The organism is Planctobacterium sp. AWM4_229 (assembly GCF_056160305.1).
Genome location: NZ_JBSWWX010000003.1, coordinates 581,045 through 605,757, shown reverse-complemented (window position 1 = coordinate 605,757; position 24,713 = coordinate 581,045). Strand labels below are relative to the sequence as shown.

Sequence of the window (24,713 nt, the reverse complement as noted above, 5' to 3'; positions counted from 1 at the left end):
TTTGAAAGGTAGCCGACATTCCTTCTCAAGTGCGCCTTGTACTGAAAGCGCTGTGATGGCTCTGAAGCAGGCATCTTGGGGTGGTTTGGGTATATCAGCCTGGTTGCTGGAGTGCGTGAATACAGAGCTGGAAGCAGAGGGCTACGCGCCCATTCAAAAACTGCCGAAAAAATAGTCTGCATTAATTTGTTTTAAACAGAAATGGGCGTCTTTGACACCCATTTGTTTTGTTCAACTTGTAATTCCAGGCGATCCGAGGTATCAACACATGAAAAGGTTTGAGATGTTTGATGCAATGGATATACGCTTTTTAAACACCTTTATTGAAGTCGCCCGCACACGCCATTTTGGCAAAGCGGCAGAAAACTTATATTTAACCCAATCGGCCGTTAGCGCCCGTATTAAACAGCTGGAAGAATACTTCAATACCGCGCTATTTATTCGTCAGCGCAACAGTATCAAGCTTACCCCGGCAGGTGAAAAGCTGTTACCATTTGCTGAAAATCTCAGTCATACCTTAGGCGAAGCCAGACGCTCCTTAAATGATGCCGAAATTCAACACATTGTGATCTCCGGCACACCCAACGCCTGGGAGTTATTTCTACAAGATGAGCTACCGGATATCCAAAATCAGTTTTCGGATTTGACGGTACGCGCTGAAGTTATTAATAACGAATCAATGGTGCGCTTGCTGCACGAACGACTTATCGATTTGGCGTTTAGCCTGGAGCCCATTAAATCCGATGACGTGGTGAGCGATTGTATCCTCACCTCATCACTGGCCCTATACAGCGATAAAAGCCAAAGTGTGGAAGACGCACTGGAGCAATATATCCATATCGACTGGGGGGTAAAATCCTCCGAAGCCATCGAAAAACAGTACCCTAAAGTGCGCCGGGCGAATTTCAGAACGGGCTCAATACAGGTGGCTTTATCCTATTTTGCGCGCAATGGCGGTAGTCTGATTTTACCAGACAAAATAGCAGAGTGCTTTGGCGGTACCATGCACCGCCTGGAAACGGTGCCCATAGAGATCAAAACCTATATTCATTATCTCAGCGATACCAACAAACGCGGTATGCAAGAAGTGATTAATTATCTTTCTGGCGAGTAAATTGAACGGCTCTGACACAAGCAAACGACCATGTCAGAGCGACCATAAAACGAAACAAAACAACTCAAATTAAAGCAAAAATGCCGCACTGGCGACTGCGACAGGTAAGATGATTAACGTACGCAGAATAAACAAAATCACCAAATCTAAGACCTTAAGCGGAAAGCCCAGCTTTAAGATCACCACACCGGTTTCCGACATAAAGATCAACTGGCCCACCGCCAGAATAGCGATAATAAAACGTGTTGCCTCTGAGCTCAGTTCGGCCCCAATTAATGCCGGTAAGAACATATCGGCAAAACCAATGACCATGGCCTGACCCGCAACCGCAGCATCAGCCACTGAAAACAAATCCAGCACCCACACGAAGGGGATCGCTATCCACTGAGAAATCGGTGTGTACTCGGCTAACAATAAACCTGTTGTGGCGATAAACATCGCGGCAGGCAGAACCCCTAACCAGATTTCCAGTATATTCAGGCCAATGCCTTCTACCACTTTAGTGAGCTTAGGGGCTTTTTCAGCACGTCGCATTGCCGAGCGCCACGCTTTTTGGTGAGTAGTCCCGTTAATTTCCGGCTCCAATGCTTGATACTTAGCCAGGCAGGTGTCGGATTTTTTAGACAGCGGTGGAATACGCGGCAAGATAATGGCACAGGCAACGCCGGATACAATTAAGGTGGCGTAAAACAGATAAAAATGCGCCATCAAATTCATGGTATCCACAACAACAAAGGCGAAAGTAATAGAAACAATAGAAAAGTTGGTGGCAATCACTGCTGCTTCACGCTGGGTGTAAAAACCACTGCGCATCTGATTGGCGGTAACCACCAAGCCCACCGAACTGCCACCTAACCAGGAAGCAATGGCATCTACAGCACTTCTGCCGGGTACGGTAAACAAACGACGAAACCATTTTTCAGCATAAGAGCCTAAAAACTCCATCAGGCCAAAATCGGTAAGAAATGGAAGAATGATGCAACCTAGCCCAATGGCTACCATTACACTAACCAGTAAATCGTTTAGAACCAGGCCGCCCATGTCGCCATGCCAGAGCCATTCTGGTCCCATTTCTAACCACACCATGATAGCCATAAAAGTACCAGCCCAACGGATCATTGACCAGATTGGCGAGGTATGAAAAATACGGGAAAAGGTATTATCGTTTTGGATGTGTTTGCCTTTCTTTTGATACAGCAAAGAACCGCCGCAAGAAATAATGCACAGATATACCACAAAGGCTGAAAGGTAATTGCCCACCAGATCTTTAATAAAATTACTGGCAATGCCCAAAGGCACAATCAACGAGCCATCTTGTGGAATGGGTGCTAACAGTGCGGCAATACCCAGTATCGAAGCGAAAATAAAATAAAGTGCGGGTCGACGAATGTTGATAAATTTATTCCTTATTTCCCTGAAAATAGCGCGACCAGCCCTTGAATCAGAGGCAATGGCTGTAGCGCATGGCAATAAACCAAGATATGCCGCAACAATCAAGTTTTTTCTATGGAAATACCCAGCAGGATTTGGTGAATAAGTGAAATAGCCGCCTGGTTTGCTACACTGGAAAATATCTGAATAACATGGATGTAAAACCATGAATTTTGAAATGTTGGGAAACTTTGGTGATTTTGTCGGTGGCATCGCGGTGGTGATCACCCTCGCCTATCTTGGCTACCAAATCCGGCAAAACACCAAAGAAGTGCGAAACAATTCCATTCAGGCTCTGCTGGAACGCAGTATTCACCTTTTTGAAGACAACATTAATTCACCGCTCCCCGAGATACTGGACAAACTGGACAACGGCTTAACCATTAATCAAGCGGACAGATGGCGACTGGAGATGTTTGTGCGCAGGTACTTTCAGCTTTACGAACTGGTTTACCTGAAACACAAAGAGTGTCGAATTTCGCAACAAGTTATGGATGCCTACAAGAGACGCATGCTAGCCACTATGGAACGCCGCTATTTTGCTGACTGTTGGCCCATGGTAAAACAATTTTATACAGAGGAATTTGCCAACTACGTAGATTCCCTGGAGAAATAAAACTACTGATTTTAGTTACACTCACACATAACTGATAATCATTATCATTTACATTCCTATTATTAACTGGTATCTTGCCCGCCTCTTGGGAGCTTCCCTTGTTTTTTAACTAAAAAACACTTTTGGATATCACACAATGAAACGTTTACCTCTATCCCCTCTTTTTATTGCAGTTAGCTTTGCAACTGCCGCAATTGCTGAAGATGCAGCGATTGAAACTATTGAAGTAAAAGGCTCTTACATCGAAGGTTATGGTGCCCATGATGCCAGCGGCGCATCAAAATTGGATTTGTCTATCCTTGAAATTCCCCAATCGGTATCCGTAATCACTGCAGCACAAGTGAATGATTTCCAACTAAACAGTATTAATCAGGTTTTGGATACCGCCACAGGGGTGCATGTAGAGCGCATTGAAACAGACCGAACCTATTACACCGCCAGAGGATTTAATATCTCTAATTTCCAGGTGGATGGCGTTGGCTTGCCACTGACCAGAGATAATAACCACGGTGAAATGGACACTGCCATTTACGAACGCGTTGAAGTGATCCGCGGTGCTAACGGCATTATGACGGGCGTTGGTAACCCTTCAGCTACCGTAAACTTTATTCGTAAGCGTCCCGGTGCGCATAACTCGCTAGATTCTACGGTAACCTTGGGTAGCTGGAATAGCCAGCGCCTGGAGCTGGATGGTACTTACCATTTAACGGACACTTTGGCAGCGCGCGCGGTTGTTGTAGAGCAGCGCAATGAGTCGTATCTGGACCGCTACGACAAAGACAAAGCCGCTTACTACCTGTTTTTACAGCAACAAATCGGTGAGAACACCACGCTTTCTTTGAGCCACAGTATCAATGATTCTCAAACAGACAGCGTAATATGGGGGGCTAACCCACTCTATTATACTGACGGCACAGCCACAGATTTTGACCAGGCCATTAATACCTCTGCCGATTGGTCCTATTGGAATATTCGCCAGTCCGATACCGTATTGGAGCTAAAGCATTATTTTGCCAATGATTGGCAGTTGCGCGCCACTTATTCCCATAAATCCACCAATGAAGATACGGAATTATTTTACGTATACGGCACACCTGAGCGCGAAACAGGATTAGGCCTGACGGGTTATGCCAGCGAATACGATAACGATGACAAGCACAACCTGTTTGATATGTTTTTAACCGGTGGCTTTTCACTGTGGGGACAAGAGCACGAGTTTGTGGTGGGCATCAATCACTCCACAATGGATTTTGCGGAAACCTCACTGTACGACTACGAAAATGGCTTCCCTCCTATGCCTTCCCTGCTGAATTGGGATGGCATTACAGATCTCAATGGCAATACCATCGCACCAGTATACGACGATGGCCTGACAGGCTCTGATGTTGAGCGGGAACAGCGCGCCGTTTATTTTTCAACCCGATTGCACTTAAGTGAACAATTTACCGCCTTGCTAGGAGGCCGACAAAACGATTGGCAGGTTAAGGGCGATTCGTACGGAGCCTCACAAAACACCGACGATGACGAATTCATCCCCTATCTCGGTTTGGTTTACGATGTAACAGACAACACCATGGTTTACGCCAGCTACACCGAAACCTTTTTAGGCCAAACTGAACTGGATATCAACAATCAACCCTTAAAGCCAATTACCGGCGAGAGCAAAGAGCTGGGTATTAAGTCGCAGCTGTTCAGCGATAAGCTAATCGCCAGTTTTGCCTGGTTTGATGTCGTACAAAACAACGTTGCAGTAACCGACCCGGCAACGGCTGACCTGCCACCAACAGAGCAGCGTTATATTGGTGTTGAAGGGATAAGCTCTGATGGCTTTGAATTTGAAATCGCCGGAGAAGTATTGCCCGGTTTGCAGACCAGTCTGGGCTACACCAGCTACGACATCGAAGGTGATGAGCAAGTTAAAGCCTATACTCCTGAAAAGCTATTTAAGGTAGCAGCTACCTATTCCCTACCGCAAGTGGAGGGCTTAACTATCGGCGCAAATTATCGTTGGCAAGATGATATTTCGCGTATTCAGGGGGTTGTCGCAGACGGTTTTGACAATGCCGGCGAAACCATTATTACGCGCCAGGACGCCTATGGTGTACTGGATTTGATGCTGCGTTATGAAGTTAATGAGCAACTGGCAGTAACGTTTAACGCTAACAATGTAGCCGATGAGAAATACCTGAATAGCCTGTATTGGGCACAGGGCTATTACGGTGCGCCAGCTAACTACTCAGCCACCTTGACCTACAAACTTTAAGGATGAAAGGCACCTGGGACGGTGCCCAACTACAGGAGTTAAGCATGCGTAAAAAACTGTTTAAGTGGCACTCTATGAGTGCTCTTTTGGCGTTTATTCCACTGATATTGATCTCCATTACAGGCAGCATCTTAGTATTTAAAGTGGAAATTGATAATCTACTGCGACCAGCGCAAATGCAGGTCCAGGTCGCCTCTGATGCCCAACGCCAACCCATGGACACCTTAATAGCACAGGTGGAAAAAAATCATCCGAATTATTTATTGGGAAGCTGGGAAATATTTGATGATAAATCTCGCTCAGATACCGCCTATCTGATTGAAAAAAGCTCAGGTGACTGGTTTAAGATGTACATCGATCAGTACCACAACACCCCACTTTCGCAACCGGTTTCCGTCACTCATGACCTAACCGACTGGCTGTTGTCTTTGCATTTTACTTTCTTACTGGGCGTAACAGGCACTGCGCTGGGTTTTGTTTTCGCTTTGCTTTTATTGTTTTTGGGGATCAGCGGCATGATCCTGTACAGACAGTTTTGGAAAAAGCTATTTACCCTGCGCTTCAAAGCTGCCAGTCGCATATTTTACAGCGACGTGCACAAGTTTATTGGCATTACTTCCTCTCCCGTTTTGATCATCCTGGCGTTTACTGGTGCCTGGTGGAATATGTCGGAAGTGTTGCACGAAACCATAGAGCACGGCGCTGAAGAACATCAGGTATTACAGCAGCCCATCTATGCTAAGCACCTTAACTTTGAAGCTATGCGGCAGCAAAGTGCGCAGCAAATTCCCGACTTTCGTGCCACTTATATGGTCTTTCCCTTTGAAGAAGAGCGACACATTACCTTTTTCGGTGAAGTGCCTACTTCAAACCCATTAACCAGCCAATATGCCAGTACCGTAACCTGGCACCGTGATACAGGTGAGTTAGTGCATAAAAGTGATGTGCGCGATGCCGGGTTTATGCATGTCTTTGTGGATTCGTTTCGCAAACTACACTTTGGTTATTTTGGCGGCCTTACAACTAAAATTATCTGGTGTGTTTTGGGTTTAAGCCCGATATGGCTTGCTCTTACCGGACTGTATTTTTATTGGTTTCGAAAACGCAAACAAACTAAAAAGCTCAGGGTTAGTAGCACTCTACCGCAACAAGTTTAAACCTAACGATTGAGCCTGTTTAACTCCTGGCAGGCTCAAAGGCTTCATAACGCGGTATGGCCGCGTCTAATTCATCCCAATTAGCTTTAGAGCCCATAAAGTTGTGGGATCCGGGCCTTTCACTGATATCAGAATCGAGAATACCTAAACGCAAACGCAATCGCTGTGGATTTTGTGCATTGGAACTAAATATCGGAGAAGCACAGCGGCTGCAAAAATGGCGTTTTTTACCGGGTTTAACCTCGTAAAATCCCAATAAATTTTCCGGGTCAAGCACCTTTAGCTCATCGCTCTGAATAAAGCCGTTGGTGGCATAAGCCGTACCACTGTTTTTACGGCACAAAGAGCAATGACAATGAATGATGTCGCTGATACTTCCGGTGAGTTCGATTTTGATCCCACCACACAAACAAGAACCTTGATACATATACCTTCCTTGAGTCATTTCAAAAAAACCTGATTCTAAAGCTTAATCACTTTAAAACAACAAGTTATAACGAAAACACTGCAACCTATTAATTCGTATTCACAATAAATCAGGGCTTGTATTCTTCAGGATGGATCTTACCTGGGCCGCTTATGTGCTCCCATGGCGCTTTTGAGTCGGTAAACAAGTGATGTTTAACCTGCAACTGCTCGGCACCACTGTCTAACAAACCCACAGGAATATATTGATGTTGTGCATCATTTTCTCCCGGAAGCGGAGAGCCGCAGCAATTGCAAAAGTTAGTCAACCAATCATGACCAGGTTTTCGCCACTGGGTGATATGAGCCTCTCCTTGAGTGATCTTGATCGCCTCGCCAGGCACAACCGTTACGGCAATACCGCTACTGCCGGTTGATTTTCGGCAGATAGAACAATGACACATAAACACAGAATCCAGCGCCTGAGTCACCTCAAATTTAACCGCACCACAGTTACAAGAACCAGCAGCATGGACCCTGTCATTGCTCTCTGTTGTCATGGATTCTCCTCAATGTCCGTTTTGATGCTGATTGATTCTGGCTTTGATTTTCAGGGTATTACTAAACGCCCGGCCATTATGCAGTTTATTTAATATACCCTCTTCAGGAAGACAGCTTGCATCTACAAACTGCAACAGTTCAGGGATGGGGTCGCAAAACAGGACATCCAATGCCAGACGATCATTGCCATACAATCCTCGGTGGATCATATTGGCGCTGAAAACCAATACATCTCCCACGTCCAGAGGCACTGCAAGCCCGGAAGTTAAATCCTCATGGTTTTTATGGCCGTCTTGCTCCAGGCGGACTTGTAATTCTACTTCTGTATCCCATTGATGGTGGCTACCCGGTACCAGCTCCAGACCGCGTTCTTTTATTAAAGGGATGCGCACATGAATCACCCGAGGTCCCGAAAGTGCTTCTTTTTGTTGCTCTATGGTTAAATGATATTGAGGATCTCGATGCCAATAATTTTTCTGCTCGCTCTGTACGGGGTCGAAAAACAGTTGGGTATTCATGAAACAAACATCATCCCCTAAAACTGCGGTTACCAAGTCCATCAATTTATGAGAAGCAATAAACTGAAACAGCGTTGTCCGTTGTCGTTCATCCAAATACTTTTTACCTGTCAGGTAAGCGGAATTGATGGCGCGCTGTTGATAAAAGTCACAATTATCTGCAATCCAGTTTTTATGAAAAGTGCTTACAACCTGGTGCAGTTCCTGCAATTCAGCAGGCCTGTAAAATCGCGGTAACAGGCAATAGCCGTTTTTCTCCATGTCCTGCAGTTTATCTTTATCCATAGCGTATCTTTATCCATAGCGGTCACTTTCAGAAGATGAATGTCGATACTAAACCAGTTGCACCTGGTTTGAAAATCAGCGCGCTTTTATTATCTTTTATGAATTATGTGCTTAAGTAATTTACAAGGGCGGAAATATTTTCTATTTTTAGTCAGTTATGGTGATATGGTCAGGACAACCCTTTGGATTTAGTACTCTTAAAACCCGGACTGGAAGAGCTTTCAGGTGCCAGCATGATTGATGGCGAACTGACTGAGTCTGGCGAGGATTTATCCGGTTGTATTGAACTGGTTTCTTTGGGCTATGGCTTTAAACAGCAAATGACCACCGATGTATCCAACTCAGCGCGCACCTCAGGCCGCCCGGATATGGAAGATATTACCGCAGTAAAGTACATCGATAAATCATCGCCGCTGCTATACAAACACATGTTGTCAGCCACTCCTATCGACGATGGTAACGAACCGACTACCTTGTATTTATGCCGTAATGCCAATATGGACGGAGATGGTGGCGCGTTGATTGGCAATATTGTCACCATCAAGCTTTATAACTGCATGATCAGCTCTATCCAAACCCAATCTCACGCCAACGACATGGCCACAGAGCAACTTACCCTCAACTTCACTGATATCGAATGGACCACATCCGAACAAGATAGCCAGGCCAGAACCGTGGGTAATTTTGTGTTCTTCTGGAGTGAGACTTAGGTCAATTGTGCAACCAGAATCAATATTGGAACTGCTAACCGTAAATAAAAATTGTTTTAAATTCAAAGACTAATCTTGATTAAGTCCCAGCTCTTTTTGCTTTTTCTTGGTAAGCCCCAAAGAAACAATCCGGTGAGACTCCGATAAGTAGTAAGTAATTTCCTCATCATCTACGGTACTGGCATCGTAAAGCTGAATCCACTTCATGCCCCTGGAAGCAAGGTAAGGTGCAGGACGATATCCGGTCTTTTCTTGCAGAAAGTAATAATTCTGTTCCGACGTCTTAAAGGTAAATGCCGCTTTCCCTGTTTTTTCCCATCCTCCAATGGCAAACACTTTACCACCCACCTTCCACACATCAGAGCCTCCCCACTGAACAACATGTGTTGTTGCAGGAAGCGACTGGCAAAAAGCGTTAAAATTATCGTAGTTCATTTGTTTACTTTAACGTCGTAAAATGGCAAATACTTGCTAGCTATGATACTCGAAGAATGAGGGGGAGCCAGCGAGTATTTGTCCGGATTAATTTGCCTTGTTAGCTACCTGTTCGCTCAAAAGACTGTGATTGTTCTAGCCTCTCTGCCAACCAAATCTTTATTATAGATTGGCGAGTAACACCTACACGGCCAGCTTCTTTGTCTAAAGAATCAATCATCCATTCAGGAATGTCGACGTTAATTCGCTTCTGCTTTTGCAAAGGACGCCTGACTTTAGATATATCCAGGTGTTGAAGTATTTCTTCATCTTTCTCGAATTTGTCTTCAAAATCTTTAGCTTTCATATATTGCCACCTCTGATTTTCTGGCACGTCGGACAGAAATTATTCGAATACTTTTCTTTCTATAAGTGATGACCGCTGTCCAGTGTTTGTTGCCAATAAGACCGATAATAATAAATCTTGGTTCATCAACTGTGTTTGCAGGAATCTCTAAAAGCATGGGATCGTTCCAAAGCTTTTGGGCTTCGATAAAGTCGATTCCATGTTTCACAAGATTGGAATCACTTTTAGTTTGATCAAATTCATATTGCTGCATGAGTAAAAACTATACTCTTTTTACTCATACTACAAGTAATAAAATTCATGGGCAGCTAGACACAAAGCTACATAAAGCTACATGGACAGCCATCACAACAAAGCTACATGGACAGCCATCACAACTATACTTCAGTACAGTTTCCAAACTCACTGATTTGTGAAAAATGGAAGCTCAATTAATCTAGCTCAGGAAGAGTCACATGCCAAAAGCCAGGATGGCACAAATCAGCCTCGAAGATACACCCTATTATCACTGTGTTTCCCGCTGTGTGCGGCGAGCTTTCTTGTGTGGAGAAGATAAACAAACCGGGATGAATTATGAGCATCGTCGCCAGTGGGTTGAAGACCGTATTCATTTCCTGTCCCAGGTTTTTGCCATCGATGTCTGCGCCTATGCGGTCATGAGCAATCATACCCATCTGATATTACATATACACAAAGAGTTATCAGATAGTTGGGATACTGAAGAAGTGATTCGACGCTGGCATCAGCTGTGTAATGGCACATTACTGAGTCACCAATATCTGAATCCACAACAACGAAAACAGATGTATGAATCTCAACTTATAGCAGTTAAAGAAACCGCCACTATCTGGCGACAACGATTAACGGATATAAGCTGGTTTATGCGCTGCCTGAATGAATACATTGCCAGAGAGGCAAATAAAGAAGATAAGTGCACTGGCCGTTTTTACTCGCCGCCATCCCTGGCGCTCACCCTTCGGGCCAGCTGAAGCTGTTCAAATTTTTTCCTGAAAAATTTGTGGGAAGGCAGATTCAAATCTCAGGCACTATTAGATGAAGCTGCGTTAACCGCCTGTATGGCCTATGTAGATTTAAATCCCGTCCGGGCAGGAATGGCTAAAACACCAGAACAGTCCGACCATACAAGTATTCAGTACCGCATCAATGCAGCCAAAACAGGTAAAACACCCAAGTACCTCTTACCTTTTGCCGGAAATATCAAAGAGGATATGCCCCACGGCTTACCTTTTCATTTATCCGATTATCTGGAGCTGGTAGATATCACAGGCAGAGCAATCTTGCCCGGCAAACGCGGCGCTATTGCAGAATCAATACCTGCGATATTGCAACGCCTCAACCTCAAACCTGAGCAATGGCAGGAACTGACTACGCAATTTGAGGCCAGTTTTAGTCATGCTGCTGGCAGTGTGCCCTATCTTGAGGCATATCGCCACAGACACAAACTGAAACGACTCAGAGATAAAAACACCTCTATACGATTATTTGGCTGACTCTAATCATCTAACAATCAATACTTAGCAGAATTGCCACCTGGTAAGGCTCTGTCGTGCTGGCCTCCAATCTTTTGCATTTCATGCAAACCAAAAGAGTTCATTAAAAGCGCAAAATCCAGTTCAAAAAAGCGCTTTTTTTAGCCGTTCGGCTCCGCTATTTGCAAACTATAAATAAAGTCACTAAAACTGGGACACACCAAGTTTAAGATGGATGTCCTTTTTTAGTTGATGGCTATATTTGCCGAGGCACGAGGCCAGCCAGCGAGTATTTGTCCGGTTTGATTTACCTTGTTAGAACTAATTACCAATGCTATTTCTAAAATCATTTAACATAGGATACCCGCCAGAACATGCTTGGGCCGTTTTAGATGTATCGACTTGAACGTTAACCTTTTTCCCCGACATGTAAAATGCTAACGCCATCGAATATGCTCGGTCGCTTTCTTGCTGCGTCATTACCTCGGCGTTGGGGTCAAGACAGATCAAGCCGCCACGCCCGAAACAACTTTCGTCGCTAATTCTCATCATCGCGCCAAACTTAGGCCCTGTTAATACCTGTGTAATCTTTACCGAATCACACTGCTTAAGCTCAGCACTAACATAGGAAGGCGCAGCTAATAATAATCCATATATGATTTTCTTCATGAAATACACCTCTTCTGTTCTAACGCCCTATTAACAGGCAAAAAAACAGTTGGTTAAAATAAGCGACGAAGGAGCAAAACCAACTGTTTTGTGTCCTTGTTTAATAGCTTGTTATGTTGCTGATTACGCAGAACTAACTTTATAATCTTTAGCTTTTTCATTAAAAGTAAGTTCAATGCGTATAGGGTAATTATTCCCTACTGTTTCTAGCATTTCGACTAAAACTTTTAGTTGAACATAATACAGTTTTTTCTTTTTAGCCCAATCTGATGCGATGTAAAAGCCGACGAGTGAAGTACCTGTTGGAACAAACGGAGCAAATATAGAACTATGTATAAATTGATTACATATATCCGAATAACTAACAGCCTCTTTTTGCCCGGCATAGAGATCATATAGTTCTGGAAATTTATGCTGATTTAACAATGTAATTGGCTTGTCGTTAGCAGGATAGATAGCTAATTCAACTTTTCTATTTTTTACAGAGTCAGTTACTTTGTTTGACTCCATTAATTTTCGCAGAGCAAACAAGCCTAAGAAGACTTCTTTTTCCAAAGTGAACAAAGATCGTTCAGACCATTTTTTCTGATCATATCTTTTCTCTAGTTTTGTAGCGATTTTTAAACACTCTTGTTTCCAAGGTACAGAATCTGAAATCAATGCCTATCTCCATTAAGCAACATAACAATAAATTAACGAGCATTTCGTATAAGTCCGAAGTAACTTGTCCTGACTCTCACACGACGCCCAAATATTTACCCAGCATACCAAATTAGGAGCACTTTCCAACACTAATGTGAAATTTCAGGTTGGAGAAAGCGAGAACTTGGTATTAACGAGACTTGGCCTCATTCAATCCATGCAAAACGAATACAACAATATCAACAACTTAACTTACTATTATGAAAGAGAGAGACAATATTGAGTTGTACGAAAACGAGACTTATTCGTAAACTTCCCTTAGGTCCACTTATAACAGTATGACTAGGTAATCACCCACAAAAAAATCCCCGCGATTGCGGGGATTTAAATCATTCAATAATGGTTTTTAAAGACGAACTACTTCATCTCAGCTAACAACAGATAAGGATTTTCCAGGTAGGATTTCCACAGATTGTTAAAGCGTACCATGGTGGCACCATCAATAATGCGGTGGTCGCCAGACCAGCTAACCGTCATTATGTTCACAGCCTTAACATTATCGTTTTCATCAAAGCGTGGTAAACGTTGCATCTTACCCAGCGCCACAATGGCTGATTCAGGTTTATTGATTACTGGCGTGGCAGTCGTGCCGCCAAGTACCCCAATGTTGGAGATACTGATGGTGCCGCCTTTCAAATCATCCTGACCTAAACGCCCTGCTCTGGCTTGCTCTACGATGCGATTCACCTCTTGGGCAACTTCAAACAAAGATTTGTTTTGTACCTGTTTAATATTAGGCACTAACAAGCCAATCTTGGAATCTACCGCCATGCCAATGTTGTGATCGTCAAAGTAGGTGACTTCAGTGCAATCGTCATTCACTTGCGCATTGATGATTGGGAACTGCTTAAGTGCCATCGACATTGCCTTAATGAAGATGGGCATAAAAGTGAGTTTCACTTCTTGCTTTTCAAACTGCGGCTTGAGCTGTTGACGCAATGCAATCAAGGCATCCATTTCGATTTCTTCGCTTACGCTGAAGTGCGGAATGGTAAATACCGAGTCGGTCATTTGTTTGGCCATCGCAGCCTTTACGCCGCGAATGGGCTCAACACGGGTACCACCGGAAACAGGCGCAGCGTTAGCCACCGGCGCAGCTTTTTGTGTGGACCCTGTACTAGCAGTATCGCCAGCCAAGAAGGCTTTGATATCTTCCTTCATCACCCGGCCTTTTTTACCAGTACCAGGCACTTTGGCGATATCGATGTTGGCTTCACGAGCTAAACGACGCACCGCCGGGCTTGCCAGGGCTTTGCCTTGAGGCACAGGGGCCTCATTTACAGGCGCATTATTTTGAAGAGAATTATTATGAGGCGCACTCGCTGTTGTGGCAGGCGCTGCAGTTTCGGCTTTAACAGCCGCAGGTGCCGCACTGCCTTTAGCCTGAATGGCGTACAGTGGCTCATGTACTTTTGCAATTTCACCTTTAGCGTAATACAGCTTAACGACGGTACCAGCATCTTTGGCAGGAATTTGCACCAGGGCTTTATCAGTCATCACATCAGCTACAGGCTGATCTTCTGCTACCACATCTCCTTCAGCCACTAACCATTCGACCAATTCACACTCAACAATACCTTCACCAATGTCAGGCAGAATAAAGTCGATAATGGCACCGCCATTAGCTGCCGGAGCGGTTTCTTGTGTCTGCGCGTTAGTCTCAGTCGTTGGATTTTCAGCGGTTTGCTCTGTGCTGGCAGCATTACCGTCTACGCGCATGGCAAACAGTGGCTCATGCACCTTGGCAATGTCCCCTTTTTGATAGTGCAGTTTTTCCACAACACCATCATGCATGGCCGGGATTTGCACTACTGCTTTATCGGTCATGACTTCTGCAACGGGTTGATCTTCAGCGATGCGATCCCCTTCTTGTACCAGCCACTCTAGTAGCTCGCACTCTACAATGCCTTCGCCGATATCAGGTAAAATAAATTCTGTCGTCATGGTTATTCCCCGCTTAAAAGTGCATTGTACGCAGGATTGCTTCGTAGGTTTTTAAGTGGTCTGGCATATATTCTTTTTCGTGTGCCAGCGGATACGGTGTATCCAAACCACAAACACGAGCAATCGGTGATTCCAGGTTCAGGAAACAGCGCTCTTGCACGGTGGATGCAATTTCAGCGGCAAAACCACCAGTCAGTGGCGCTTCGTGGCTGATCAACAAACGCCCGGTTTTTTCAACCGACTGGCAAACCGTGTCGGCATCCCAAGGCTGAATGCTACGCAAATCGATGATTTCGCTGGAAACGCCATCTTTTTCTGCCATTTCAGCAGCCTTTTCGATGATTTCCATCTGAGCGCCCCAGGCAAGCAGTGTGATATCGCTACCTTCTTTCACGATTTCCGCTTTACCTAGTGGCAATTGATAATCTTCTTCTGGTACTTCGCCCACAGAAGCACGATATAAACGCTTAGGCTCCATGAACAACACCGGATTGTCATCGCGAATCGACGCTAATAACAAGCCTTTGGCCTGATAAGGGTTACGTGGGATCACAATCTTGATACCCGGACAATGAGCGAAAAAGGCTTCTGGCGATTGCGAATGATAATGACCACCGGCGATACCACCGCCGTAAGGCGTACGAATGGTTAAACTGCCAACCGAAAACTGACCACCAGAGCGATAACGGAATTTTGCCGTCTCGTTTACAATCTGGTCGAACGCAGGGAAGATGTAATCACCAAATTGGATTTCTGCTACTGGCACTGAGCCTTGTGAAGCCAAACCATTGGCAAAGCCAATGATACCTTGCTCTACCAACGGCGTATTGAATACGCGGTCACGACCGAATTTTTCCTGCAGGTTACTGGTGGCACGGAAAACCCCACCGAAGTGACCCACATCTTCACCGAATACCATGACTTTTTCATTGTCTTCCATGGCGATGTGCAGTGCATTGTTCACTGCCTGTAGTATATTCATCTTAGCCATTAGTCGATTCTCCCTGCGGTTTTCGGATAAGCTTCAGGATACTTTTTGATGTGTGCTTTAAGGTCGCTAAGCTGCTGCTGCAAGATTGGCGGTACTTCGGCATAAACGTCCGTTACCAGCTCGTCTACTTTACAGATGGGCACCTGTTCAACGCGCTTCAGCTCTTGCAATACTTCCTGACGCATCTGCTCTACTTCTTTTTTGTTAGCTTCTTCGTCTAACCAACCTTTGGATACCAACCAGGTTGCCATGCGGGCAATCGGATCGCGCTCTTGCCATTTAGCTTCTTCTTCTTTTGAGCGGTAACCCGTAGGGTCGTCAGAGGTTGAGTGAGCCGCTAAACGATAAGTCATGGCTTCAATTAAAACCGGGCAATTTTCTGCCAGCGCAATTTCGCGCGCTTTTTGAGTGGCAGCGTAAATTGCTAAAACATCGTTACCATCAACCCGGATGGTTTTAACACCATACCCGATACCGCGAGAGGCGATACCATCACCAGCAAACTGCTCTTCAGCCGGTGTAGAGATGGCATAACCATTATTACGACAGAAGAAGATAACCGGACAGTTTAATACCGCCGCCATGTTTACCCCGGCGTGAAAATCCCCTTCAGAAGCGGCACCTTCACCAAAATAACAGATGGTAACCGCTGGCTGACCCGACATCTTTTGACCGTAGGCATAACCCGCAGCCTGAGGGATTTGTGTGCCCAGCGGCGATGAGATAGTCATAAAGTTCAGTTCTTTAGCACCGTAGTGAATAGGCATCTGACGGCCTTTATTGGGCTCTTTTTCATTACTGAACATCTGATTCATGAACTGCTCAGTGGTGTAGCCACGATAGGCTAAAGAGCCTTGCTCGCGATATTGCGACATGATCATATCTTGTGATTCAAGGGCCGCAGCACTGGCAACAGAGGCGGCTTCTTCACCGGTGGAGGCCAGATAAAAACTAATTCGGCCCTGGCGCTGTGCGGCCACCATGCGTTCATCCAATACGCGGGTAAACTGCATCGTGGTGTAGATTTTAAGCGCGGTTTCCTGATCAAGTTCTGGCTCTACAGCTTCTTTGTGCACTGTGCCATCTTGAGCGAGGATCTGTAACATCGGAATATCAATCAAGCCATTGCTGATGATATTCACTTCGTTCACAGTTCCAACATGTGAAAGGTGGTTTCTGGTTTTCATCTTATCGCCTTCTGGTGAGTGTCCGATTGACAAATTGGTAGGGCAATTTCAAACGGACCAGCGTTATTTTGTGGCAATAAGTGTAGTCGTGTTCGCTTAAAAACGTGTTGCGATTTTCAGGAGAAATTTGCCAGGGCAATAAGTTTTTACCCTATACAAACAAAACAATTAGGATATTCATCCTAGTATTTACAATTTTGTTAAAAGTCGGCTACATGTTGCCAACAAACATGCAGCTATTTTGCCTTTATGCCAGAAATTTGGATAAATCTAGATATGCTGGTCAATCAGAATAGGATTGCCATCGGGATCAACAATCATAATGCTACCAGGGCCAGAACTGTCCTCATCAACGGTATCCAACAGCTCCAGACCTTTTTCTCTCAGCTTGCTTTGTATTTCTCGCACATCTTGATATTCAGGCAATGTTGAGCAATCTTGAGCCCAACCAGGGTTATAAGTGAGCATATTCTTGTCAAACATACCCTGGAACAAGCCAAGGGTACTGGAGTCATTTTTGAGTATAAGATAACCGTGCTCGATGTTGCCGCCGACTTCTTCAAACCCCAACGCCTGATAAAACGCCAGCGATTTTTTAATGTCTTTTACATTCAGGCTGACTGAAAATGCGCCTAGTTTCATAAGTTATGCTCCTCGTATTTGTCATCCGCAAAACTTGAGTCGTTTTATATCGCTCTACAACTAAAGTATTAGCCTTTTACAACTTTAGTCTAATTCCGCAAAACAACCATGTTCCTCGGGTAAAAAAGCCTTTAAATTTCGCCACATACAACGTTTATCGATTGTTGCTGGTTGAAACGCTTCCCAGCAAGTACACGAGGAAAAGATATGAAAAATACAATTGCGACTTTAATCTCCTTGTTGGGTTTAGCCACAGCTAGCTCGCAAGCTGCTACGATTGAAACCTGTACCATGGATTATAAAGGCTCCATCAATGCTGTTTATAAAAGCGGTGATAGTGTAACTGGTATTGCCAAGGTATTTGCCAGGAGCGACAAAGACGACCCATTCACGCTGATTGACAGCAATGGCATAGAGCATGTTCGTCACGGTACCATTACCACCACATTGGACTTAACTGATTTTGCTCTCAATGGTACCTGTCAATTTGAAAACCGCTTCACACCACTACACTCAATCGATGAAGACAGCCCCTGGCGCCAATTTCAAATGCACAGAGGCAGTTACTACGACAGTACAATACTGGCTAAATATGATCATGCCGGCGTGCAAGCTGATTTGCTCATTGCCAATGGCTGGACTTGGGGCGATGACCTATCTTCTATCCACGTTTTCGAAATGGTGGATGGCAATTTCAGCCCGGTTAAATTCGACATTGACACAGGCAATGGTCAGTTACCTCCTTATAAAGCGGGAAATCGTACTATGAGTATGGCAGGTGACGGCGGACATTGGCGCTACAGAGCCTCGGCGGTTAGTGCCGACGGCAGATTAATTGTAGGTTACGCTAAATTAGATGAAACCGTCACTTTCAGTAGCGGCGCCAAAATCAGACGAGGGCACAAATTCGGTATGATGTGGCAAATCGCACCAAGTTGCGATATCAACAAAGGCAAATGTAACAATAAAAGCGCCAGCCGATTAACCAGTGGCAGTTCTAAAACGGGCTCAATACAGGTGCAAATGCTCAGTGATACACAGCCTACGAGAAACTCGTCAGACAAAGCAACGGACCCTGAACTATCGCAGTTTGACTTAATCGAATACCAAAAGAAAAACTTGCTGGAGGATGTTTACAGTGTCACCGACCTGGGCGACAGCAAATACCTCATCAATGGCAGCTCAGCTAACGGCAAAGCAATGATTGTAAGAGTGACACTCTAAGCGGATGCGAAAATAGTTTGAAAAAAGCGGCTAAAAGCCGCTTTTTTATTGCCTGTCCATTGTTGCCTGAATAATGGATTTTGACTAGGCCATTTACTTTACTTTCCTGTATAATCGCCCGCTTTTTAACTAAACTTCCCTCAAATCCCTTAAGACCAAAGGCAGAGTATGACCGTAAAACAATTTGATCCGACACAAACCACCACCATGGACACCCCTAAAAAGGTGATCGAACAGCAATCTCAAGAGAGCACAGTTATTGAAGGTGGTAATGCACGTGTTGGGTTTGTTTCTTTGGGCTGTCCCAAAAACCTAGTGGACTCAGAGCGCATTCTGACGCAACTTCGCACTGAAGGTTACGATGTCGTCCCCACATACAACGACGCTGATTTGGTCATCGTTAACACCTGCGGTTTTATTGATTCTGCGGTGCAGGAGTCTTTGGATACCATCGGTGAAGCCTTAGCAGAAAACGGCAAGGTAATAGTAACTGGCTGTTTGGGTGTTAAAGAGGATGAAATTCGGGAAGTTCACCCTAATGTGTTGGCCATCACTGGTCCTCATGCCTACGAAACTGTGGTAGAACAGGTACACGACAACCTGCCTAAACCCACTCATAATCCTTTTGAAGATTTGATCCCGGAGCAAGGTGTCAAACTCACTCCGCGTCATTATGCCTACCTTAAGATATCTGAAGGCTGTAATCACAGGTGTACTTTCTGCATCATTCCTTCAATGCGCGGCGACCTGGTCAGTCGTCCTGTGGGTGAGGTGTTGAGCGAAGCCGAACGGTTAAGTAACGCCGGGGTAAAAGAGCTATTGGTTATCTCTCAAGATACTAGTGCTTATGGTGTGGATGTAAAAAACAAAACGGGTTTTTGGGATGGCATGCCGGTTAAAACCGGTATGACAGAACTCGCTGAACAGTTAGGTCACATGGGCGTTTGGGTGCGTTTACACTACGTTTACCCCTATCCTTCTGTTGATAAGGTTATTCCGTTGATGGCGCAAGGCAAAGTCCTACCCTATCTGGATATTCCCTTTCAGCACGCCAACAAACGCATCTTGAAGTTAATGAAACGCCCGGCTGCTGCTGAGCGCACTTTAGAGCGTATCAAAAAGTGGCGTGAAATCTGTCCGGAGCTAGTGATCCGCTCCACCTTTATCGTTGGTTTTCCCGGTGAGACAGAAGAAGAATTCCAGGAATTATTGGACTTCCTGGACGAGGCACAATTAGACCGAGTGGGCTGTTTTAAATATTCAGAAGTGGAAGGTGCAGTCGCCAACGACCTGCCCGATCCGGTTGATGAAGCCACTAAACAAGACCGCTACGAACGCTTCATGCTGAAACAGCAAAAGATCAGTGCTGATCGCCTGCAACAGCGTGTAGGTTTGATCATGCAAGTACTGATTGATGAAGTAGATGAAGAAGGTGCGATTGGCCGAACTTATGCCGATGCGCCAGAAATCGATGGTGTGGTGTATCTAAACGGTGATACATCAGTGCAACCTGGCGATTTTGTTGATGTGCTCATTGAACACGCCGATGAATACGATCTCTGGGGCAGTCGCGTAGAAGAATAATTTACACTACACTCAGGGCATCCATTCGCTGAGATGCCCTGACAGTGTTACTGCTCAACAAAATAATAAACAAACATAGTATTTTTATTGTTTTAATCAGTGTGCTGCTATCCGCCTGCAGTACAAATCGTTTTATCCAGTGGCATTCTCATCATCAAAACAATAATTTACCAACCGCACTCAATCCCCAACAGATAGCGGCAATAAACAACACTCAGTCAAAAGATACTGCTGAACTAAAGCAGATCTGTAGCGACGCAAGCAATATTCAGCACCTCATCGTTCGAATCATTGCCTGTCAGCGCCTTATCGAGCTTGCCCCTTCAGACATCTCAGTTGCAACTCAACAACACTATAACGACAGTCTAATTGGGTTATTGTCCAGTGCCCCAATGGACTTTCTTAACCAGCACCCTAATATTTCTCTGAATATTGATTTAGATCGGCTCGGGCAGACGTTTACTGAGTTTAACTTTACGCGACAAATGCAGGCCAAAGAACCCTGGTTGCAACCTCAGACCTTTCAAGGTGTTGGTATTACCGCTTCGGGATTCCGGGCCAATTCTTATAATATTGATGATCAAGAATATCCATTGGAGGGTGTTTACCGCCCTTTTACCTTCTACGTGGAAGAAGTTGTTGATCAAGGCAAGCCCCTGCAAATACGCATTCATGGCAAGCGCATGAGTCACAACACGCGATTATTGGACTCAGGCGTAAAGCTAGCCTATTCACCCGGTTCACCGTTTTTAACCTTACTAAACAAAGCCAATATTGATGACTCTTCCATCACCGGGCTGCTCAAAGCAGAAAGCGCCGACCATCGCTTTGGCATTTTTGCCCTACAGGAGTTTTCTCCTGACCGAATTCCCATATTTATGATCCATGGTCTTAATTCCAGCCCATTAATCTGGCGCAAAATGACAATGGCCATCATCAATGATGAACAACTAAATTCCCGCTATCAGGTATGGCATGCCTTTTACCCTTCCGGACCACCACCGTTTTATAACGCCATGCGTCTGCGTAAGAAGATGACCATGATCATGGGGCGTTTCGCTGAAAATGATATCGCCCGGCAACAAATGCATGTCATAGGCCATAGCATGGGCGGTATTATTGCTAAAACCTTTGCCATAGAGACTCAGGGTGTCCTGTGGAACACGGTATTCTCCAAACCGCCAGAATACATGCAGGATGCTTTGACAAAAAATCCTGGGATGCTGGATATTTTTATTTTTAAGCCACCCGTTCCCGTCAATCAGCTGTTTTTCTTGGATACACCTCACAGAGGCAGTGAACTTGCCAGCAGTTGGATTGGTCGTTTGGGTGCAGGCTTAATCAACCTGCCAAAACGTTTTACTAATATGTTTGCCGACTTGATTGAGCAGTTTGGCGTAGAAGTCATTACGCCACCAATGCGGCCCTTTCTGGCGACACATGGTCCAAACAGTATCGAAGTGTTGCGCCCCAATCACCCCATGATGAACGCCTTAAATGAATTTCAGTTGCCCGAGAATACCTTCTCTATTGTTGGCTCTGATGGTGATTTATCCTGTCCTGATGGAGATTGCAGCCAGATATCCGATGGCGTTGTCGCCTGGACAAGCGCCACTAAAAAAGGGGGGGTTAAAGAAGAAATTATTGTAGCTAGCCAGCACGACTCATTTAACAATGATGAAGCCATCGACTTTATTCTGCGCCAGTTAAGAAGCCAAATTGATAAATCCCATTTACTCTAGCGATTTCTTTTTCGACCGGGTAAACGGTTCTCTGCTTCAGCTTCGTAGTCGGCGATCCGCGTTTTCAGCTTGTCTATCTCTTCGTCTTTCTTATACACCGTTTCGTTGAGCTGCAAAGTTCTATCAACCAAACCAGAGATTATTTTGTCTTTGATAGATTCTCGAATGCGCACCGGTATTTTGCGAAACGCTTCATAGTCGATTTTCATCACCACCATTTCGTCTTGCGCCATTACTGAAGCGGAACGTGGCTCTTTACAGATAAAGCCCACTTCACCAATAAACTGCCCGGGTACCAAACTACCAATATTGCGCCCACGATGGGTCACTATGGCTTTTCCGGCAAGTATGATATAGAACCAAGGCTCATGAGCGCCTTCTTTGATAAATACTTCTTTGGCTCTGATGGGGGTAAATACCGCACGCATCTTAAGCACAGACTCCCGCTCAATAGGTTGCAAATCCTTGAATAAAGGAACTCTTGAGAGTATTTCCATTAACTTTAAGTTATTCATAAACGCGTGTGTATTCAGCTACCTAAACCATGTGCTTATCCTGATTGTAGGCTACCTGAATGATTGTGCCTAGTGGAAATTCAATTCACTCTTTGTAACCCGGCATTTAACTGCGCATTAAATTTAGGACGACTCTTGAGCAGAGTTAAAGACTGGTTACCCTCTTTTAAGCGCGCCACCAGGCCAGCAATGATTTTATCTTTAATGCGCTCTCGGATAGAGCCGGGAAGCTTGGCAAAACCCTCAGAATCAATGCGCATGGCCATAACTTGCTCTTTAGCCACTACCGTGGCAATGCGCGGCTCATTGCAGATAAAGCCTACTTCACCGACAAATTGCGGCGGCAGCAGCGTTGCCAGTTCCTGACCATTGACATAAACATTAGCGATACCGGTAAGTAAGATATAAAAGCAGTCCTCGCGCTCACCTTCACGCACTATCGCTTCACCTGCAGAAAACACCTCAAACGCCTTGGGCATGGTCAATATGAGCTTGCGCTCTTTATCATCCAGCTCTTTAAACAAGGTGATCCTGCCCAGGATCTCCAATAACTTCGCATTATCCATACAACACCCGATATTTGATTCTCTAAAGAGGTTATCGGGTGACGTTAACAAACACCGGAGAGTGAGTTTTGTGAAGCAGCTCACATATCGGCGTTTTTCAGTATGGTTTCGGTGAGTTTTTTCGAGGGTTGCACGCCTAGAGCCTGAAACTCTTCCGCTTTTTTAACCAGGTTGCCACGGCCTTCGTACAATTTACTGTTGGCATCAGAGAAGCGTTTTTGCACGGTATTAATCGCATCGCCTAGCTTTTCCATGTCCACTACAAAACCGTAAAACTTATCGTATAAGTCGGCGGCTTTTTTGGCAATTTCTCGCGCATTTTGATTTTGATATTCATATTGCCAGATATTGTGAATAGTGCGCAGCGCCACTAATAAGTTGGTTGGACTAACCAGTAAAACATTATTGTCCATGGCCAGTTTTACTAATTCCGGAGACTCATCCAGAGCCAACATAAAGGCCCCTTCTACCGGGATAAACATCAGAACATACTCCAGACTTTTATCCCCCAGCAGCTCATGATACTCCTTGCGCCCCAGCTCTTTGATATGAGTTTTCACTGAGAGGATATGCTCTTTTAAGTGCCTGGTTTGCTCAATTTCACTATTGGCATTGTAAAAGCGCTCATAGGCGTTTAGTGATACCTTCGAGTCAATAATTACTTCCTTTTGTTCTGGCAGATGCACAAGAATATCTGGCTGCAACAACTTGCCATCTTCGCGGCGTTTGCTCACTTGAGTATCGTACTCATGCCCTTCCCTCAGGCCACTTTCCTCGAGGATTTTTTGCAACACCATTTCGCCCCAATTACCCTGTTTCTTATTGTCACCTTTCAGGGCTCGGGTTAAAGCAGAAGCTTCTTCGGTGATTTTTTTATTTAGTTGCTGCAGATTGATGATTTCAGTTTTAAGGGAGGCGCGCTCCTGACCTTCGCGAATCGCTTGCTGACTGACTTGAGAGCGAAAGCCCTCAATTTGTTGTTTTAACGGGTCCAGTAACAGCGCTAGTTTTTGCTGACTGCTCTTTTCAAATTCATTGGAATGGGTTTTAAAAATCTGATTGGCAAGGTTTTCAAATTGTTTTTGCAATTGTTGTTCGGCGTTTTTAAGAATATCCAACTTTTCCTGAGCGGCTTTATTCTCATGCTCTCGTGCGGTTTTTTCTGCTTCTAATTGATTACGGGTTTCGGAAAAACTGTGCTTCAAATTATCCAGCTGTTCTTCCAGTTCTTCGTTCTCTTCCTCAATAGCGGTTAATTGCTGCAACTGCTGCTCCATTCTGGCATTGCGCATTTTGAATTGCCCCAGTGCCTCCGACTGTTCAATCAATTGTCGGTTTAGTTGTTCATTTTGAACTTTAGCCTGGGTAAGTTGTTCGCGGCTGGATTGCTCTTGTTGCTTTAAAAAGGCCACCTGTTCTTGCAGTGTTTGCAGTTGCAACTGATGGGTAGACTGCGCCTGATGGGCCAGTGACAGCTGTGCGTTATAGCGTAACTTTAAGATCACAAATACCAATACTGCTGAAACCAGTGCAGCGAGAATCGTCCATACTAGCGGGTCTTTGACCATATTAATCCTTTGTAACGAATGACAATCGAGTTGTTTTGACCGTTATAA

24 protein-coding genes and 1 pseudogene are annotated in these 24,713 nt (G+C 44.8%); 9 read left to right on the top strand and 16 right to left on the bottom strand.

Annotated elements, in window-relative coordinates:
- Positions 1-268: 268 nt before the first annotated feature.
- The gene (locus ACXAGP_RS09265) at positions 269-1,114 is read left to right on the top strand and encodes a LysR family transcriptional regulator (RefSeq protein ID WP_475260929.1); all 846 of its coding nucleotides are present in this window, start codon (positions 269-271) and stop codon (positions 1,112-1,114) included.
- Positions 1,115-1,183: 69 nt separating this feature from the next.
- On the opposite strand, the gene ACXAGP_RS09260 is transcribed toward ACXAGP_RS09265, so the two are convergent.
- On the bottom strand, positions 1,184-2,611 hold the full coding sequence (locus ACXAGP_RS09260) for a YjiH family protein (RefSeq protein WP_475260928.1): 1,428 nt from the start codon (positions 2,609-2,611) through the stop codon (positions 1,184-1,186).
- A 100-nt stretch (positions 2,612-2,711) separates the two neighbouring features.
- Here ACXAGP_RS09260 and ACXAGP_RS09255 point away from each other — a divergent pair, with 100 nt between their 5' ends.
- From ACXAGP_RS09255 to ACXAGP_RS09245, 3 genes are all read left to right on the top strand, one after another.
- Positions 2,712-3,161, top strand: a complete 450-nt coding sequence (locus tag ACXAGP_RS09255; RefSeq protein WP_475260927.1) for a hypothetical protein — start codon at positions 2,712-2,714, stop codon at positions 3,159-3,161.
- A gap of 136 nt (positions 3,162-3,297) precedes the next feature.
- Complete coding sequence (locus tag ACXAGP_RS09250; protein ID WP_475260925.1) at positions 3,298-5,424, top strand: TonB-dependent siderophore receptor; 2,127 nt, start codon at positions 3,298-3,300, stop codon at positions 5,422-5,424.
- Positions 5,425-5,468: 44 nt separating this feature from the next.
- Positions 5,469-6,581 carry a PepSY-associated TM helix domain-containing protein gene (locus ACXAGP_RS09245; RefSeq protein WP_475260923.1) on the top strand — a complete coding sequence of 371 codons (1,113 nt, stop codon included), beginning with the start codon at positions 5,469-5,471 and terminating at the stop codon, positions 6,579-6,581.
- A 19-nt stretch (positions 6,582-6,600) separates the two neighbouring features.
- Here the strand turns inward: ACXAGP_RS09245 and ACXAGP_RS09240 are convergent, their stop codons facing one another.
- From ACXAGP_RS09240 to ACXAGP_RS09230, 3 genes are all read right to left on the bottom strand, one after another.
- On the bottom strand, positions 6,601-7,008 hold the full coding sequence (locus ACXAGP_RS09240) for a GFA family protein (protein WP_475260922.1): 408 nt from the start codon (positions 7,006-7,008) through the stop codon (positions 6,601-6,603).
- 109 nt (positions 7,009-7,117) lie between these two features.
- The gene (locus ACXAGP_RS09235) at positions 7,118-7,546 is read right to left on the bottom strand and encodes a GFA family protein (protein WP_475260921.1); all 429 of its coding nucleotides are present in this window, start codon (positions 7,544-7,546) and stop codon (positions 7,118-7,120) included.
- A 9-nt stretch (positions 7,547-7,555) separates the two neighbouring features.
- On the bottom strand, positions 7,556-8,350 hold the full coding sequence (locus ACXAGP_RS09230) for a phytanoyl-CoA dioxygenase family protein (RefSeq protein WP_475260920.1): 795 nt from the start codon (positions 8,348-8,350) through the stop codon (positions 7,556-7,558).
- Positions 8,351-8,532: 182 nt separating this feature from the next.
- Here ACXAGP_RS09230 and ACXAGP_RS09225 point away from each other — a divergent pair, with 182 nt between their 5' ends.
- Positions 8,533-9,060 carry an Hcp family type VI secretion system effector gene (locus tag ACXAGP_RS09225; RefSeq protein ID WP_475260919.1) on the top strand — a complete coding sequence of 176 codons (528 nt, stop codon included), beginning with the start codon at positions 8,533-8,535 and terminating at the stop codon, positions 9,058-9,060.
- 69 nt (positions 9,061-9,129) lie between these two features.
- On the opposite strand, the gene ACXAGP_RS09220 is transcribed toward ACXAGP_RS09225, so the two are convergent.
- From ACXAGP_RS09220 to ACXAGP_RS09210, 3 genes are all read right to left on the bottom strand, one after another.
- The gene (locus tag ACXAGP_RS09220; RefSeq protein ID WP_475260918.1) at positions 9,130-9,495 is read right to left on the bottom strand and encodes an MmcQ/YjbR family DNA-binding protein; all 366 of its coding nucleotides are present in this window, start codon (positions 9,493-9,495) and stop codon (positions 9,130-9,132) included.
- Between the two features lie 100 nt (positions 9,496-9,595).
- Positions 9,596-9,841 carry a type II toxin-antitoxin system BrnA family antitoxin gene (gene brnA / locus ACXAGP_RS09215; RefSeq protein WP_475260917.1) on the bottom strand — a complete coding sequence of 82 codons (246 nt, stop codon included), beginning with the start codon at positions 9,839-9,841 and terminating at the stop codon, positions 9,596-9,598.
- Positions 9,831-10,094: a BrnT family toxin gene (locus tag ACXAGP_RS09210; RefSeq protein WP_475260916.1), complete on the bottom strand. Its 264-nt coding sequence runs from the start codon at positions 10,092-10,094 to the stop codon at positions 9,831-9,833. The genes brnA and ACXAGP_RS09210 overlap by 11 nt, the downstream gene beginning before the upstream one ends.
- 202 nt (positions 10,095-10,296) lie before the next feature.
- Here ACXAGP_RS09210 and ACXAGP_RS09205 point away from each other — a divergent pair.
- Positions 10,297-11,352: pseudogene (locus tag ACXAGP_RS09205) on the top strand (transposase).
- 300 nt (positions 11,353-11,652) lie between these two features.
- Here ACXAGP_RS09205 and ACXAGP_RS09200 read toward each other — a convergent pair.
- The 6 genes from ACXAGP_RS09200 to ACXAGP_RS09175 all read right to left on the bottom strand — a co-directional run bounded on the left by ACXAGP_RS09200 (position 11,653) and on the right by ACXAGP_RS09175 (position 17,466).
- Positions 11,653-12,000 carry a hypothetical protein gene (locus tag ACXAGP_RS09200; protein ID WP_475260915.1) on the bottom strand — a complete coding sequence of 116 codons (348 nt, stop codon included), beginning with the start codon at positions 11,998-12,000 and terminating at the stop codon, positions 11,653-11,655.
- 123 nt (positions 12,001-12,123) lie between these two features.
- On the bottom strand, positions 12,124-12,660 hold the full coding sequence (locus tag ACXAGP_RS09195) for a hypothetical protein (RefSeq protein WP_475260914.1): 537 nt from the start codon (positions 12,658-12,660) through the stop codon (positions 12,124-12,126).
- A 399-nt stretch (positions 12,661-13,059) separates the two neighbouring features.
- Entirely contained in the window at positions 13,060-14,646 is a 1,587-nt protein-coding gene (locus ACXAGP_RS09190; RefSeq protein WP_475260913.1) for a dihydrolipoyllysine-residue acetyltransferase, read from the bottom strand.
- A 13-nt stretch (positions 14,647-14,659) separates the two neighbouring features.
- Positions 14,660-15,637: an alpha-ketoacid dehydrogenase subunit beta gene (locus tag ACXAGP_RS09185; RefSeq protein ID WP_475260912.1), complete on the bottom strand. Its 978-nt coding sequence runs from the start codon at positions 15,635-15,637 to the stop codon at positions 14,660-14,662.
- Complete coding sequence (locus tag ACXAGP_RS09180) at positions 15,637-16,824, bottom strand: thiamine pyrophosphate-dependent dehydrogenase E1 component subunit alpha (RefSeq protein ID WP_475260910.1); 1,188 nt, start codon at positions 16,822-16,824, stop codon at positions 15,637-15,639. The genes ACXAGP_RS09185 and ACXAGP_RS09180 overlap by 1 nt, the downstream gene beginning before the upstream one ends.
- A 270-nt stretch (positions 16,825-17,094) precedes the next feature.
- On the bottom strand, positions 17,095-17,466 hold the full coding sequence (locus ACXAGP_RS09175; RefSeq protein ID WP_475260909.1) for a VOC family protein: 372 nt from the start codon (positions 17,464-17,466) through the stop codon (positions 17,095-17,097).
- A 207-nt stretch (positions 17,467-17,673) separates the two neighbouring features.
- Here ACXAGP_RS09175 and ACXAGP_RS09170 point away from each other — a divergent pair, with 207 nt between their 5' ends.
- From ACXAGP_RS09170 to ACXAGP_RS09160, 3 genes are all read left to right on the top strand, one after another.
- A complete protein-coding gene (locus tag ACXAGP_RS09170) occupies positions 17,674-18,690 on the top strand; it encodes a hypothetical protein (RefSeq protein WP_475260908.1) in 1,017 nt (338 codons plus the stop codon).
- A gap of 168 nt (positions 18,691-18,858) precedes the next feature.
- Positions 18,859-20,274, top strand: a complete 1,416-nt coding sequence (gene rimO / locus ACXAGP_RS09165) for a 30S ribosomal protein S12 methylthiotransferase RimO (protein ID WP_475260907.1) — start codon at positions 18,859-18,861, stop codon at positions 20,272-20,274.
- A gap of 44 nt (positions 20,275-20,318) precedes the next feature.
- Positions 20,319-22,016 (top strand): lipase family alpha/beta hydrolase, encoded by a 1,698-nt coding sequence (locus tag ACXAGP_RS09160; protein WP_475260906.1) that lies wholly within the window; start codon positions 20,319-20,321, stop codon positions 22,014-22,016.
- Here the strand turns inward: ACXAGP_RS09160 and ACXAGP_RS09155 are convergent.
- From ACXAGP_RS09155 to ACXAGP_RS09145, 3 genes are all read right to left on the bottom strand, one after another.
- Positions 22,013-22,531 carry a cyclic nucleotide-binding domain-containing protein gene (locus ACXAGP_RS09155; RefSeq protein WP_475260905.1) on the bottom strand — a complete coding sequence of 173 codons (519 nt, stop codon included), beginning with the start codon at positions 22,529-22,531 and terminating at the stop codon, positions 22,013-22,015. The two genes, ACXAGP_RS09160 and ACXAGP_RS09155, sit on opposite strands and share 4 nt — an antisense overlap.
- Positions 22,532-22,611: 80 nt before the next feature.
- On the bottom strand, positions 22,612-23,097 hold the full coding sequence (locus ACXAGP_RS09150; protein WP_475260904.1) for a cyclic nucleotide-binding domain-containing protein: 486 nt from the start codon (positions 23,095-23,097) through the stop codon (positions 22,612-22,614).
- An 80-nt stretch (positions 23,098-23,177) separates the two neighbouring features.
- Positions 23,178-24,665 carry a DNA recombination protein RmuC gene (locus ACXAGP_RS09145; RefSeq protein ID WP_475260903.1) on the bottom strand — a complete coding sequence of 496 codons (1,488 nt, stop codon included), beginning with the start codon at positions 24,663-24,665 and terminating at the stop codon, positions 23,178-23,180.
- Between the last annotated feature and the right edge of the window lie 48 nt (positions 24,666-24,713).